15 protein-coding genes and 1 pseudogene are annotated in these 13,440 nt (G+C 53.2%); 2 read left to right on the forward strand and 14 right to left on the reverse strand.

Translation table 11 applies throughout. The features are described 5' to 3' along the window. From BOW06_RS09320 to BOW06_RS09370, 11 genes and pseudogenes are all read right to left on the reverse strand, one after another. Window positions 1-220: pseudogene (locus BOW06_RS09320) on the reverse strand (sulfur globule protein CV1); the annotation flags it as partial. 237 nt (window positions 221-457) lie between these two features. After that, entirely contained in the window at window positions 458-748 is a 291-nt protein-coding gene (locus BOW06_RS09325; RefSeq protein ID WP_043117136.1) for a hypothetical protein, read from the reverse strand. Then, window positions 748-948, reverse strand: coding sequence for a Fe-S cluster assembly protein IscX (iscX, locus tag BOW06_RS09330; protein WP_043117137.1), 201 nt, complete (start codon window positions 946-948; stop codon window positions 748-750). The genes BOW06_RS09325 and iscX overlap by 1 nt, the downstream gene beginning before the upstream one ends. Before the next feature lie 13 nt (window positions 949-961). Beyond that, window positions 962-1,300, reverse strand: a complete 339-nt coding sequence (gene fdx / locus BOW06_RS09335) for an ISC system 2Fe-2S type ferredoxin (RefSeq protein WP_043117139.1) — start codon at window positions 1,298-1,300, stop codon at window positions 962-964. Beyond that, window positions 1,297-3,189 (reverse strand): Fe-S protein assembly chaperone HscA, encoded by a 1,893-nt coding sequence (hscA, locus tag BOW06_RS09340; protein WP_078454699.1) that lies wholly within the window; start codon window positions 3,187-3,189, stop codon window positions 1,297-1,299. Before hscA ends, fdx begins: the two co-directional genes overlap by 4 nt. After that, the gene (gene hscB, locus BOW06_RS09345) at window positions 3,189-3,737 is read right to left on the reverse strand and encodes a Fe-S protein assembly co-chaperone HscB (protein WP_078462851.1); all 549 of its coding nucleotides are present in this window, start codon (window positions 3,735-3,737) and stop codon (window positions 3,189-3,191) included. The genes hscA and hscB overlap by 1 nt, the downstream gene beginning before the upstream one ends. 14 nt (window positions 3,738-3,751) lie before the next feature. Further along, the gene (gene iscA, locus BOW06_RS09350; protein WP_043117144.1) at window positions 3,752-4,075 is read right to left on the reverse strand and encodes an iron-sulfur cluster assembly protein IscA; all 324 of its coding nucleotides are present in this window, start codon (window positions 4,073-4,075) and stop codon (window positions 3,752-3,754) included. A gap of 1 nt (window position 4,076) precedes the next feature. Continuing rightward, window positions 4,077-4,460 (reverse strand): Fe-S cluster assembly scaffold IscU, encoded by a 384-nt coding sequence (gene iscU, locus BOW06_RS09355; RefSeq protein ID WP_043117146.1) that lies wholly within the window; start codon window positions 4,458-4,460, stop codon window positions 4,077-4,079. Window positions 4,461-4,479: 19 nt separating this feature from the next. Further along, the gene (locus BOW06_RS09360; protein WP_043117147.1) at window positions 4,480-5,694 is read right to left on the reverse strand and encodes an IscS subfamily cysteine desulfurase; all 1,215 of its coding nucleotides are present in this window, start codon (window positions 5,692-5,694) and stop codon (window positions 4,480-4,482) included. A 152-nt stretch (window positions 5,695-5,846) separates the two neighbouring features. Next, window positions 5,847-6,668: a serine O-acetyltransferase gene (gene cysE / locus BOW06_RS09365; protein WP_043117148.1), complete on the reverse strand. Its 822-nt coding sequence runs from the start codon at window positions 6,666-6,668 to the stop codon at window positions 5,847-5,849. A 4-nt stretch (window positions 6,669-6,672) separates the two neighbouring features. Continuing rightward, complete coding sequence (locus BOW06_RS09370; RefSeq protein ID WP_230209678.1) at window positions 6,673-7,416, reverse strand: RNA methyltransferase; 744 nt, start codon at window positions 7,414-7,416, stop codon at window positions 6,673-6,675. Between the two features lie 78 nt (window positions 7,417-7,494). Between BOW06_RS09370 and BOW06_RS09375 the strand changes: the two genes are divergently transcribed. Together BOW06_RS09375 and BOW06_RS09380 are read left to right on the forward strand one after the other, a co-directional pair. Further along, a complete protein-coding gene (locus BOW06_RS09375) occupies window positions 7,495-8,292 on the forward strand; it encodes an inositol monophosphatase family protein (RefSeq protein WP_043117151.1) in 798 nt (265 codons plus the stop codon). Window positions 8,293-8,709: 417 nt separating this feature from the next. Continuing rightward, entirely contained in the window at window positions 8,710-9,054 is a 345-nt protein-coding gene (locus tag BOW06_RS09380) for a hypothetical protein (RefSeq protein ID WP_143555878.1), read from the forward strand. An 8-nt stretch (window positions 9,055-9,062) separates the two neighbouring features. On the opposite strand, the gene BOW06_RS09385 is transcribed toward BOW06_RS09380, so the two are convergent. From BOW06_RS09385 to BOW06_RS09395, 3 genes are read right to left on the reverse strand one after another with little or no spacing between them, the layout of a single operon-like run. Continuing rightward, window positions 9,063-10,379, reverse strand: coding sequence for a replication-associated recombination protein A (locus BOW06_RS09385; RefSeq protein ID WP_078453153.1), 1,317 nt, complete (start codon window positions 10,377-10,379; stop codon window positions 9,063-9,065). Then, on the reverse strand, window positions 10,379-10,984 hold the full coding sequence (lolA, locus tag BOW06_RS09390) for an outer membrane lipoprotein periplasmic chaperone LolA (protein WP_143555877.1): 606 nt from the start codon (window positions 10,982-10,984) through the stop codon (window positions 10,379-10,381). The genes BOW06_RS09385 and lolA overlap by 1 nt, the downstream gene beginning before the upstream one ends. 41 nt (window positions 10,985-11,025) lie before the next feature. Next, entirely contained in the window at window positions 11,026-13,341 is a 2,316-nt protein-coding gene (locus BOW06_RS09395) for a DNA translocase FtsK (RefSeq protein ID WP_230209677.1), read from the reverse strand. Window positions 13,342-13,440: the final 99 nt, after the last annotated feature.

A 13,440-nucleotide genomic window follows, 5' to 3' on the forward strand; every position in this document is an offset into this window, starting at 1 on the left:
CGTCTGCGTCCATGCTGAAGTTGAAGCTTCCACGACCTTTGCCACGACCACGGCCACGACCTTCACCACGTCCGTCTCCGTAACCGTAGCTGTCGTTGTTCCAACGGCTGTCGTTGTATGAGTTGTTATCGTCACCGAAGAAAGGCATGTCCCAATCAGCGATAGCAGCAGATGAACCCATGATGGCAGCGATCGCTGCAGCAGTAATAATCTTTTTCATTTGAATCTCCAAAAATATTTAAAAAGTATTAAAGTTTTAAAATCTGTTTGATCCGGGCTTATTTTCATTGTTATTTCTAATCAGACCGATCGTTATTATTAATTCAAGTGGTTGGCTTTCGTTTTCAGCCACCATGGTACATATAATGAGAAGACTCCCCGCCCGTAGGTGAGGAGTTTACCTACAATAAAGCCCGGCAATGCCGGGCTTTATTGGGTGTCAAAAAACTGATCAGGATTATTGCAGGCTATTACGCAGTGGCGTTGAAACCCCTTGCACATTACATTCTCCGGCAAGATAACCGGCAACGCGTTTGTCCGCACAGGCATCACAGCCGTTGGATGCTGTCTTCCATTTACCGCTTTCCGGCATCCATGCACAGACGGGATCGTACTGCATGGTACACATCTGTGGGCGTGGCTCTTTACATTGTGTCAATTCCTGCGGTACCTGCTGGACACTATCGCTATCTGCGGCCTGGCAGCCACCGAGAAGTACTAACAGTAGAATTGGCAGGAGTCGCAGCATCACTCGCTCTCTTCAATCCATGACATCTGGATTGCCTCAAGAATTTTCTCACCGCAACGCTCGGGGTCATCATCAAAATCGGGCAGTTCCATGACCCAGTTACGCAGGTCAACAAAATTCACGGTTTTCGGATCGACATCAGGATAAGTCTCATCCAGTTCAATAGCGATATCGAGTACATCTGTCCATTGCAGTGACATCGTTCAGTTCCTCTTAATGATTTTCAGAAACCATGTTGATGGTGTACTTGGGAATCTCCACGACCAGGTCCTCATCACCGACAACCGCCTGGCAACTGAGACGTGACTCAGGCTCCAGACCCCATGCCTTGTCGAGCAGGTCATCCTCAATCTCGTCAGACTCTTCCATCGAATCAAATCCCTCTCGTACGATGACGTGGCATGTGGTACATGCGCACGACTTCTCACAAGCGTGCTCGATCTCAATCCCATTGGCAAGAGCCGCATCACATACGGTCGTACCGGGCTCAGCCTCGATGACCGCCCCATCAGGGCAAATTTCGTGATGTGGAAGAATAATTATCTGTGTCATTTTGAGTCATCCTCGCTGGACTCGAATTCGCTAACCGTATGACCCGCCATCGCTTCGCGAATTCCGGCATTCATACGACGTTCAACATAGAACTCACAACCGGATTCCAGCTGCTTGATTGCATTTTCTATTGCATCGACATCATCCAGTTTTGCAGACTCGATGACGCTGTTCAGATGCGCATCGATCCCTGCCCTCTCTTCTGCCGAGAGCAACTGGTCACCATCAACTGTCAGCGCTGCCTGCAGTGCCTCAATGACTCGATACGCCTCTACCTGTTGTTCGCGCAGGCGACGTAGGTCCCGATCCTCTTCAGCATGTGCAACTGATGCACGCAGCATGTCGGCTATCTCGTTATCCGAGAGGCCGTATGAAGGTTTGATATCGACGCTGGCTTTTGTTCCGCTGGTCTCTTCCATCGCCTCGACACTGAGCAAACCGTCAGCATCGACATTGAAAGTGACACGAATACGTGCGGCGCCAGCCACCATCGGTGGAATGTCGCGCAACTCAAAGCGCGCCAGTGACCGACAGTCATCAACCATCTCGCGCTCACCCTGTACAACGTGAATCGCCATTGCTGTCTGGCCATCCTTGAATGTCGTGAACTCCTGCGCACGTGCGACCGGAATCGTGGTATTGCGCGGAATCACCTTCTCCACCAGTCCGCCCATGGTCTCGAGACCGAGCGAGAGCGAATTCACGTCGAGAAGCAGCATTTCACCATCCGGATTGTTACCCGCAAGCTGATTCGCCTGTTGGGCGGCGCCGATTGCAACGACTGAATCAGGATCAATACTGACCAACGGTTCGCGTGCAAAGAAATCACAGACCTTTTCACGTACACGAGGCACGCGGGTCGAGCCGCCAACCATGACGACATCTTCAATTTCATCAATATCGACTGCAGCATCCCGCAGTGTGCGGCGGCAGGCTGTAATGGTTTTGCGTATCAGTGGGTCGATCAGGGTATTGAGTGTTTCAACATCAAGTTCACCCTGCCAGTTCGAATCGTCTGCCAGTTGCATCACGACCGTTGTCGAATCAGCCTCTGTCAGTGCTTCTTTGGCATGGCGTGCCGCGTGCATCAGGCGGCGCTGAATCATTGGATCTGCATCATTGCTGATCCCGGCCTGCTGCATGATCCAGCCGGCAATGGCATGGTCAAAATCATCCCCCCCGAGTGCGGAATCACCGCCTGTCGCCATCACCTCAAAAACACCGCGAGTGAGTCGCAGGACGGAAATATCAAAAGTACCACCGCCCAGATCAAAAATGGCATGGATGCCATCAGCACCCTCGTCAAGCCCGTAGGCTATGGCTGCCGCGGTCGGCTCATTGAGCAGACGATAGACATGCAGGCCTGCAAGTTTTGCTGCATCCTTGGTGGCTTGGCGCTGGGCATCATCAAAATAGGCGGGAACTGTAATCACAACACCGGATAGCTCTCCTCCGAGTGAATCCTCGGCACGCCGGTTAAGACACTTGAGAATCTCTGCAGATACCTCGACCGGACTGACGTCACCGGCACGGGTTTTGATTCGAGGCACTGATGCTTCACTGTCAGCGAACTGCCATGGCAGTTGCTCACCCAGGCTCATGACATCGGCAATCCCACGTCCCATAAGACGCTTGATTGAGGAAATAGTATTGAGAGGATCAGTAGTAGCACGTTCTCGAGCCTGCTGGCCCACGAGGATGCCCTCCTCACTGTAACTGACGACAGACGGCAGCAGATGGTGGCCATCATGGTCCGGCAAAGTTTCTGACGTACCACTGCGCACTGTAGCTACCAGTGAGTTGGTGGTACCAAGATCGATGCCGGCAGCCAGCCTGTGTTCATGTGGTGCCTGCGCCTCGCCCGGCTCGGCAATCTGCAGCAACGCCATTATCCAAACTCCTCTTCAAGTTGCGCCTCGACAGCCTGTGCCTCGGCAAACAGCTTGTTGAGAAATTGCATTTTCCGCACTGTTTCGCGGGCATCTTCGAGATTTTCTTTTGACGGTGTTTCGAAATCGACCGTGATCCTGCTGACCAGGGCCTTGATCATACCGCTCACTCTGTCCATGAATTCGCCTAGAGTATCGAAACTGTCATCAGTGTGACGCAGCGCCTCGAGATCCTCTCTCATTTCCAACTGCTGCATCAGGAATGCTGCATCCCTGGTTGTTTCCGCCCCCAACTCCATATCGACACCGTGCAGCGACAGCAGGTACCTGGCACGCAGCATTGGATCCTTGAGGGTTTCGAAGGCTTCGTTGACATAGGCAGCAGACTGCAGCGCCTTGCGCTTCTCCTCATCGCTGCCGGCAGCATAGCGATCAGGGTGCACCGCACCCTGTAGCTCACGGTAGCGTTCGCGCAGGGCTGGAATCTCTACCTGGTATTCTGCAGGCAGGCCAAAGAGTTCGAAATAGTTTTTCGACAGATCAAGCATAGGAAGGGGGCAAGTCAGATTGTAAAACTTTCCCCGCAGCCACACTCATCCTTGACGTTGGGATTGTTAAATTTGAAGCCCTCGTTGAGGCCTTCTTTACCATAGTCGAGCTCGGTTCCGTCAAGGTAGACAAGGCTCTTTTTGTCGATGATCACCTTGACACCATGATCTTCAAAAATTTCGTCGTCATCGTTCATATCGTCGACGAACTCCAGCACATACGCCATTCCCGAACAGCCTGATGTTCTCACACCCAGGCGCACACCAAGTCCCTTGCCGCGATTGGCAAGAAAACTCGAAACGCGACTGGCTGCTGCGTCGGTCAGAGTAATGCCCATACTAGCCTTCCTGTTTCGACTTGAAGTCAGTGATGGCTGCCTGGATTGCATCCTCGGCAAGCACCGAGCAGTGTACCTTCACCGGTGGCAATGCCAGTTCCTCGGCGATCTCTGTGTTCTTGATCTGCTGAGCTTCATCAAGCGTCTTGCCCTTGACCCATTCGGTCAGCAGGCTGCTTGAAGCGATAGCCGAGCCACAACCGTAAGTCTTGAACTTGGCGTCTTCGATAACACCGTCATCATTAACCTGGATCTGCAGACGCATAACGTCACCACATGCAGGAGCACCAACCATGCCGGTACCGACATCCTTGGATTCCTTATCCATAACACCAACATTACGTGGATTCTCATAATGATCGATGACTTTTTCACTATATGCCATGACATTTACCTCTAGTTAGTTAGTGTGCTGCCCACTTGACAGATTTCAGATCGATACCTTCCTTGTACATGTCCCAGAGGGGTGAAAGTTCACGTAACCTCTCGACTTGTTCACGGGTTTCCTTGATGACGTAGTCGACCTCTTCGTCCGTGGTGAATCTTCCTATTGTAAATCGGATTGAGCTGTGAGCCAATTCATCTTCACGACCCAGTGCGCGAAGCACGTAGCTTGGTTCGAGTGACGCAGAGGTACAGGCAGAACCGGAAGAGACCGCCATATCCTTGAGCGCCATCATCAGGCTCTCGCCCTCGACAAAATTGAAGCTTATATTGAGGTTACCCGCAATACGGCGATCGAGATCACCGTTGACATAAACCTCTTCCATATCCTTGAAACCGTCAAGCAGGCGCGTACGCATCTGCAGCAGGCGCTCATTGTCGCTGGCCATCTCTTCCCTGGCGAGACGGAAAGCGGCACCCATGCCGACGATCTGGTGTGTTGCCAGGGTACCTGAACGCATTCCGCGCTCATGCCCACCACCATGCATCTGCGCCTCGACACGGACTCGCGGCTTGCGCTGTACATAGAGTGCGCCGATACCCTTGGGGCCATAAATTTTGTGTGCTGAAAAACTCATCATGTCGACCTTGAGTTCAGCCAGGTCGATCGGTACCTTGCCGGCGCTCTGTGCTGCATCAACATGGAAGATGATTTTGCGCTCACGGCAGAGTTCTCCAATTGCCGCAATGTCCTGTATGACACCGATCTCGTTGTTGACGTGCATGACAGAAACCAGAATGGTGTCTTCACGCATAGCGCCCTTGAGAAGATCAAAGTCCAGCAGGCCATCATCTTTAGGGTCCAGGTAGGTGACCTCGTAGCCTTCACGCTCGAGCTGGCGACAGCTGTCGAGCACAGCCTTGTGCTCGGTTTTCATTGTGATGATGTGCTTGCCCTTCTTATTATAGAAGTGTGCAGCACCCTTGATCGCGAGATTGTCTGACTCGGTTGCACCCGATGTCCAGACGATTTCACGAGGGTCAGCATTGACCAGTTCAGCGACCTCTTTACGTGCATTTTCGACCGCCTCGTCTGCTGCCCAACCGAAAGCGTGGGAGCGTGATGCGGGATTACCGAAATTCCCGTCGAGGGTAAGGCAGTTGCACATTGCCTCGGCTACGCGCGGATCGACCGGCGTTGTTGCCGAGTAGTCAAGATAGATTGGCAGCTTCATACTGTTCAACTCATTTTATAAAATTCTAATATTTCAGCAAAATAACCCAAAAACGGTCATTCCGGGCGCAAATCATACTTAACCGAGTAAATTAGTCAAGAATCGACGATCGCGCACACTCTGCTGTTGCTGGGAATAACTTAGTGTTTTACTCAGTTATTATCAACCGTTGACTTACTGGGGCTATTTGCCACAGGTGCGTCTCCATCGAGTCGCTCCAGCTCATCAGCGGTAGAAATTATCTCGCATTGGTCGAGTGAAGGCAGATCGAACTGTGCCTCCATACCAAGCGCTTTCATCGATTGGCACATTTTCTCCATGCGCTGATCCATGACATGAATGTGGTCCAGCATGCAGTTGACCGCATGTGCTACCGGGTCGGCTGCATCTCGTGTTACACCGTAGGCATCAAAGCCCATTTTCTCAGCTATTTCACCACGATGCGGCGCATCCGCCTCTTTCTTCGGCTGAATCAGGTTGCCAGGCACACCGACAACAGTCATGCCCGCAGGCACATCCCTGACAACAACAGAGTTAGAACCGACACGTGCCTTTTCACCAATCTCGATCGGGCCCAGAACCTTGGCGCCAGCACCGACAACAACACCATTGCCGAGCGTCGGATGCCGCTTGCCCTTCTCCCAACTGGTACCGCCAAGAGTCACACCATGATAAAGGGTGCAGTCGTCACCAATCACGGCAGTCTCACCAATAACCACACCCATTCCATGGTCAATGAAAAAACGCTTTCCGATAGCTGCCCCGGGGTGAATCTCGATGCCGGTCAGCAGCCTCGAAATGTTGGATAGAATGCGTGCCAGCAGTGGTAATTTAAAATTCCACAGCCGATGTGCTGCGCGATGCATCAGAACCGCATGAAATCCGGGATAAGTCAGTACGATCTCGAACGTATTCCGGGCGGCCGGATCACGTTCGAATACGACAGCTATTTCCTCTTTCAGTCTTTGAAACACGCTATTACCCCTTGCTGGTTTCATCACGACGCATCGACTTGCGACCCTGTGCGGCACTCAGAATGCCACGCAGCAGGTTCAACTCCTCGTCGTCGGGTGCCGCACGCATAAAAAAGCGCCTTAGCTTTCTGATCAGTTTGTCAGATTTTCTCGGATCTGAAAAATCGATATCCGTAAGGGTTTGTTCCAGGTGCTGAATAAAACCCTCAAACTTCTCCACTTCGGCCGGCAACTGCCCCTGCTGCTTTGCCGGTCCCACCTCATTACTTGCCAGTAGCACCTCGTAAGCAAGCAATTGTACAGCCATCGCCAGGTTGAGCGAACTGAAATCAGGATTGGTCGGGATATTGACCAGGTAGTGGCACAGATCGAGCTCCTCGTTGGTGAGGCCTGAATGCTCACGCCCGAATACCAGCGCAACATCTGTCTCATCATAATGAGAGACGACTTTTTCTGCTGTTTCACGTGGTGTCATCTGGGGCCAGGTAATCGTGCGCAGGCGTGCACTGGCACCGATCACCAGGCGACTGCCTGTCACTGCCTCTTCGAGGCTGTCGACACAGCGTGCATTCTCAAGCAACTCACCGGCACCTGAGGCACGGGCAGTGGCACCCTCGTGCGGAAACAGCCGCGGACGTACCAGCACCAGCTTGTCGAGACACATGTTCTTCATGGCGCGTGCAGCTGCACCGATATTTCCGGGATGCGATGTCGCAATCAGAACAATTCGTACACGTGAAAGGGGCAAAATCTTCTCCACAAAATCAATTCACGTATTGTAGCTTTCTTTTGCCTTGGCAGCATACTTCCTGTATGCTCGCGCGCCATGAACCCTACGACAACAATAGCAGTCCGCGCAGCCCGTGCAGCCGGGCGTGTCATTTCACGCTACAGCGAGCGCCTCGACGCAATCAAGATCGAAACCAAGAAGCGCAATGACTTCGTCAGTGAAGTGGATCGTGCTGCCGAACGCGAAATTATCTCTACGATTCGCGCCGCATTTCCTGACCACGCCATCATTGCCGAGGAGTCGGGCGTCCATAAGGGTAACGACTACCAGTGGATTATTGATCCTCTCGACGGTACCACCAACTACCTGCACGGCTTCCCACAGTACGCCGTCTCCATCGCCCTGCGTTTCAGGGGTGAGCTGACTGTTGCCGTTGTTTATGATCCATCCCGTGATGAGCTCTTCCATGCATCAAAGGGCGAAGGTGCCTACCTAGATGACAGACGTATACGGGTCACCCAGAAAAAAGGACTTGAGGGCGCACTGCTTGGAACAGGAATCCCGTTCCGTGATCTCACCCACGCTGACGCCTACTTCGGTATGATGCGCGACCTGATTGTCGACACTGCGGGTGTGCGTCGTCCCGGTTCGGCCGCTCTCGACTTTGCCTATGTTGCAGCTGGCCGTCTCGACGGTTTCTGGGAACTTGGACTGGCACCATGGGACTTTGCCGCCGGTGCACTGCTGGTCAAGGAAGCAGGCGGTATGGTCACTGACATTGCCGGTGGTGAGCGTTATCTTGAGTCCGGCAATGTTCTCGCCGGTGGTCCGCATCTTCACCATTTCCTGGTAGATAGAGTCAAACCGTATCTCAACGAAAATCTGACTTTTTAACGCCTCTCTTTGTTTGAGGACTCTCCGTTATTGGCGCCCGTACGTGACGCCGGACATCACAGGAAAAAGCGAAAAACTGTTTGAGTGATCGGAGATCACGAGTTTTTTTCGCGCTGTGATGGCCAAGTTACGTGCGATCAGGCGTCAATGAGGAGCTGTTTCTTTGCCTACTTTCTTGTCAGCACAAGAAAGTAGGGTGGGTGCGAGCCACCGCGCGCTTTCTAAATCAATATTGACGCGAAGCGTCTCTCATAACAATAAATCATCACATCAATCAGGATGGCTCCCGAGTCAAGCCCGGGTGACGCTATTGAAGGGCATGCGCTTGTGACATCAGGAACGCTGTGATATACCTACTCCATGCTCACGCAGATGAGCAAACATAATAAAGAATCACTGCTGTTGGATAGGATAGAAATGAATAAAATGCTCACCTCCGTGATCATCCCCCCGATGGGCGCATGCCGCTATGGCTGCGGTACATCCTGCGCTGCCCCGATCTCGGTTTTCTGGCTGGCTGGTGTCGTCGCCATCATCTACTCACTGTTTGGCGGACCTACTGGTGCAGAAGGTGTTGATTTCTACACCCTCGCCCTCGGCGTTGTCATGTGGTTCATCGCTTCAATGTGGACCCTGTTGACCATGAGTGGCCTCGAGGAAGATCGCTGCAAGGGAATTTTCAGCCCGCTTAACAACAAGGTGTCACCGATGGTCGACGAAACAGACCCGATGGACGAAGTTCGCAAGGCGAAACAAGGCTAGCTGACTGGCTAATCGGCCTGCTTGTCTTTTGACCTGAGCCAGGCAAGTTTCTCGGCAATTTTCTGTTCCAGCCCGCGGTCGACCGGAAAGTAGTATCGACTGCCATCAAGCTCTTCCGGCAGATAGCTCTCCCCCGCCGCATAAGCATCCGGCTCGTCATGTGCGTAGCGGTACTCCTTGCCGTAATCGAGCTCTTTCATCAGTTTTGTTGGCGCATTACGCAGGTGTAGCGGCACTTCCAGCGAGCCTAAATCTTTGGCCTCACGCATTGCCGCCTTGTAAGCGAGATAAGCTGCGTTGCTCTTTGCCGCTGCCGCCATGTAGATGATGGCCTGTGCAATTGCAAGCTCACCTTCAGGAGAGCCGAGACGCTCCTGCACTTCCCACGCATCCAGTGCGATGCGAAGTGCACGCGGGTCGGCATTACCGATATCTTCTGATGCCATACGTACGACACGACGTGCAATATAGAGCGGATCACATCCACCATCTATCATGCGACAGAACCAGTAAAGCGCACCGTCAGGTGATGAACCACGTACGGATTTATGCAGGGCCGAGATCTGGTCGTAGAATGCCTCACCGCCCTTGTCGAAACGACGCACTCGCCCTGCAACCAGTTCGGCGACCGTATGCGAGTCGATCACATCCCCGTCGCACAGGTCAGCGGCTATCTCCAGGAGGTTGAGTGCACGCCGTGCATCTCCATCCGCTGCTTCCGCGATCAGTTCTACCTGCTCAGGTTCTATGTGTAACTTGCGCCCGCCGAGGCCACGCTCTTCATCTTCAAGTGCCCGCTGCAGCACCTCGACGAGTGACTCCTTATCCAGCGCCTGCAGAACGTAAACACGCGCACGCGACAGGAGTGCATTGTTGAGTTCAAACGAGGGGTTTTCTGTTGTCGCGCCAATGAAGACGATAGTTCCATCCTCGACATGCGGCAGAAAGGCATCCTGCTGTGACTTGTTGAAGCGATGTACCTCATCGATAAACAACAGTGCGCTCTTGCCCACTTGGCGCAGCTGTTTCGCCCTGTCGACGGCAGCGCGAATCTCCTTGACGCCCGAGAGCACGGCAGAAAGCTTGATAAACTCGGCCCCCGAGTGAGTTGCCAACATCGACGCAAGCGTCGTCTTGCCGGTACCGGGTGGCCCCCAGAAAATCATTGAGTGCAGGCGATCACTCTCAATCGCCTGGCGTAACGGGGTACCCTCTCCGACAATTTTGACCTGCCCTCGAAACTCTTCAAGGGAACACGGACGCATGCGGTCAGCAAGCGGGCGGTAACCAGCCTGCTCACTGTCGCTGTCGAAGAGGTCTTCCATCAGTGCTGCCAGACATCCATCGAGGGTGGTGTGACGAACTTGAACAGCTCACGTTCAAGTTGTGGATTGCGTTTCACATCAGAAAAGATGAAACGGGTTGTCTGTCCAAACTTGTCCTTCATTTCGAGGCTTGCAAGTTGCTCGCCACTAAAACCGATGCGAACCACTTCAACCTGGCTCTCAGTCTCTTTTGGCGCAAGGTCAGTCCACTCGATTCCACCATCGGATGAACTGTCAATGACTGTGAAATGGGTTTCCACACCGGCCTCGTCAGCGAGTAGCTGGGCTGGTGTACCGCGCAGTGCTATCTCCTGGGACTGGTGTGATACCTGTTCAAGGTCACGATCGAGCAGCCACACACGCTTGCCGTCTGCCACGATCAGTTGCCCCTCGTCACCCTTGTAGTCCCAGCGAAACTTCCCCGGCCTGCTGAGATAGAACACCCCTTTCTGCGAGTAAGTGACGCCATCATCGCTTTCAATGAGCTGGGTAAAATCAGCCTTGAGAGTTTTCAGGCCGCCAAGAAAGCCATCCACGCGGGAGGCGTCTGCCATGGTCGTACTGCATACCAACAGCATCGAGACTATTACTGCTATTTTTTTCACTTAGACTCCGTGTCGTATTCCGGTATAGGCCAACTCGCCTGTTACTCAACCGGTGGCGGCGCAAGCACCGTCCTGTTGCCATTATTCTCCTGTGCGGAGACGATACCGATGCGTTCCATCTCCTCGATCATACGTGCAGCACGGTTGTAACCGATCTTGAGTCGGCGCTGTACACCTGAAATCGAGGCACGGCGCGTTTCGGTTACAATCTGTACCGCTTCATCGAAGAGTGGATCAGCGTCCTCGACATCAACACCAGACGCTTCAGCAGATAGACCCGGAATCGGCTCCGAAGGTTCCTCGAGAATCTCGTTCAGATAACTCGATTGGCCATGTTTCTTGATGAACTCGACCACCGCATGCACTTCGTGATCATCGACAAAGGCACCGTGCACACGTTTGGGTATACCGGATCCGGGCGGCAAATAGAGCATGTCACCATGGCCGAGAAGATGCTCGGCACCCTGCTGGTCAAGAATAGTACGCGAGTCGACACGCGAAGAGACCTGGAAGGCAACACGTGTCGGAATGTTCGCCTTGATGAGACCGGTAATCACATCAACCGAGGGACGCTGTGTTGCCAACAGCAAGTGAATACCGGCAGCACGTGCCTTCTGTGCGAGTCGAGCAATCAACTCCTCAACCTTCTTGCCGACCACCATGATCATGTCTGCAAATTCGTCGACCACCACCACGATATAAGGCATTTTTTCCAGTTCAGGCGCCTGCGGCAGCTCTGCATCCTCATCAAGGACCAGGTTGGGGTCGATTGTGAATGTCGGATCGGTAAGTGGTGAGCCTGCCTTTTCGGCATCGACGACTTTCTTGTTGTAACCACCGATATTTCGCACCCCGAGTGAAGCCATCAACTTGTAACGACGCTCCATCTCGGCGACACACCAGCGCAGCGCATTGGCTGCATCAGACATATCGGTAACCACCGGGCACAGCAGGTGAGGAATACCTTCATAGACCGACAGCTCGAGCATTTTCGGATCGATCATGATGAGACGAACCTCGTCAGGGCGTGCCTTGAAGAGAATACTCAGGATCATCGCGTTAACGCCGACGGACTTTCCCGAACCCGTGGTTCCTGCAATCAGCGCATGTGGCATGCGGGCGAGGTCCGCAACTGTCGGGTGACCGGCAATATCCTTGCCGAGGCTCACTGTCAGAGGTGACTTCGACTTGTCATACTGTTCCGAACGCAGCACCTCGCTGAGATAGACAATCTCGCGCTGCTCATTCGGAATCTCCAGGCCGATATAGCTCTTGCCGGGGATATTCTCGACAACACGCACGCTGATGGTGGACATGGAGCGTGCCAGGTCATTGGCAAGACTGGTGACCTTGCTGGCCTTGGTACCGGCAGCAAGTTCAATTTCGAAAAGAGTGACGACAGGACCCGGGTGGACATGTTTGACCAAAGCCTCGATACCAAAGTCTGCCAGTTTCAGTTCGACCAGACGAGACATTCCCTGCAATGACTCCTCCGAGTACTGCTGAACACGCTCCTCTGGCTCATCAAGAAGCGCCAGTGGTGGCAGTTCAGTATTAGGATCAGGCTCGAACAGTGTGACCTGCTTCTCCTTCTCGACTCGTTCACTCTTGACGATTTTCTGTACCTTCGGCTCGATACTGGGCAACTCGCGTTTCTTGGCGCGCCGTTTCTCCACCTTGAGCGCCTCGCTGCGTTTCTGTTTTGCCTCTTTCGCCTCTTTCGCCTCCTCCTGCTTCTCCTTGTGCAATTCGAAAAGTCGTTGGATCCAGGCAAAGAAATCGAGCGTCATGCCGCCAATCCAGTCCATCAGGGCAAACCAGGAGAGACCGGTGAAAAGTGTCAGTCCTGCGAGGAAAAGTGCGGCCAACAGAAGCGTTCCACCCACCGGGCTGAGTGCTTCAACCAGGCCGGGAGCAATCGTCTTGCCGAAAATACCGCCGGCACCATGGCTAAGGCCAAGACCAAAATCCGTCAGGTGAAGGGCACCAAGGCCACAGCCACTGATAATGGTTAGCGCAAAACCACTCCAACGGATCAGGAAAAGCGGCGTGTTGAGGTGGTCATCGGGCGTACGCTCTTTCATGAAAAGCCAGCCACTCCAGACGATCATGATAGGAAAGAGCAGAGCGAAAATTCCGAAAAAGGCATAGAAAACATCGGCAAACCAGGCGCCTGCAGGGCCACCTGCATTATGGACACCATTGCGCTCACCGACATAGGACCAGCCCGGATCATCAGGAGAATAGGAAAGGAAGGCAAGCAGGAAATAGGCCGCGATAGCTATTACCAGAACAAAGGCACCTTCGCGCAGACGCTCCCTGATTCCCCTGTTCCCGATATTCGCATTTTTACTCAACGACAAATTTCTCCCCAACTGTGGCGCAGAGTGCTTTACCCGCACTCTGTCATTCCGTTTATAATATATATATCTTACATGGTGATGCAGAACAAACTG

This window comes from Solemya velum gill symbiont (assembly GCF_002020255.1).
Taxonomy (GTDB): domain Bacteria; phylum Pseudomonadota; class Gammaproteobacteria; order Chromatiales; family Chromatiaceae.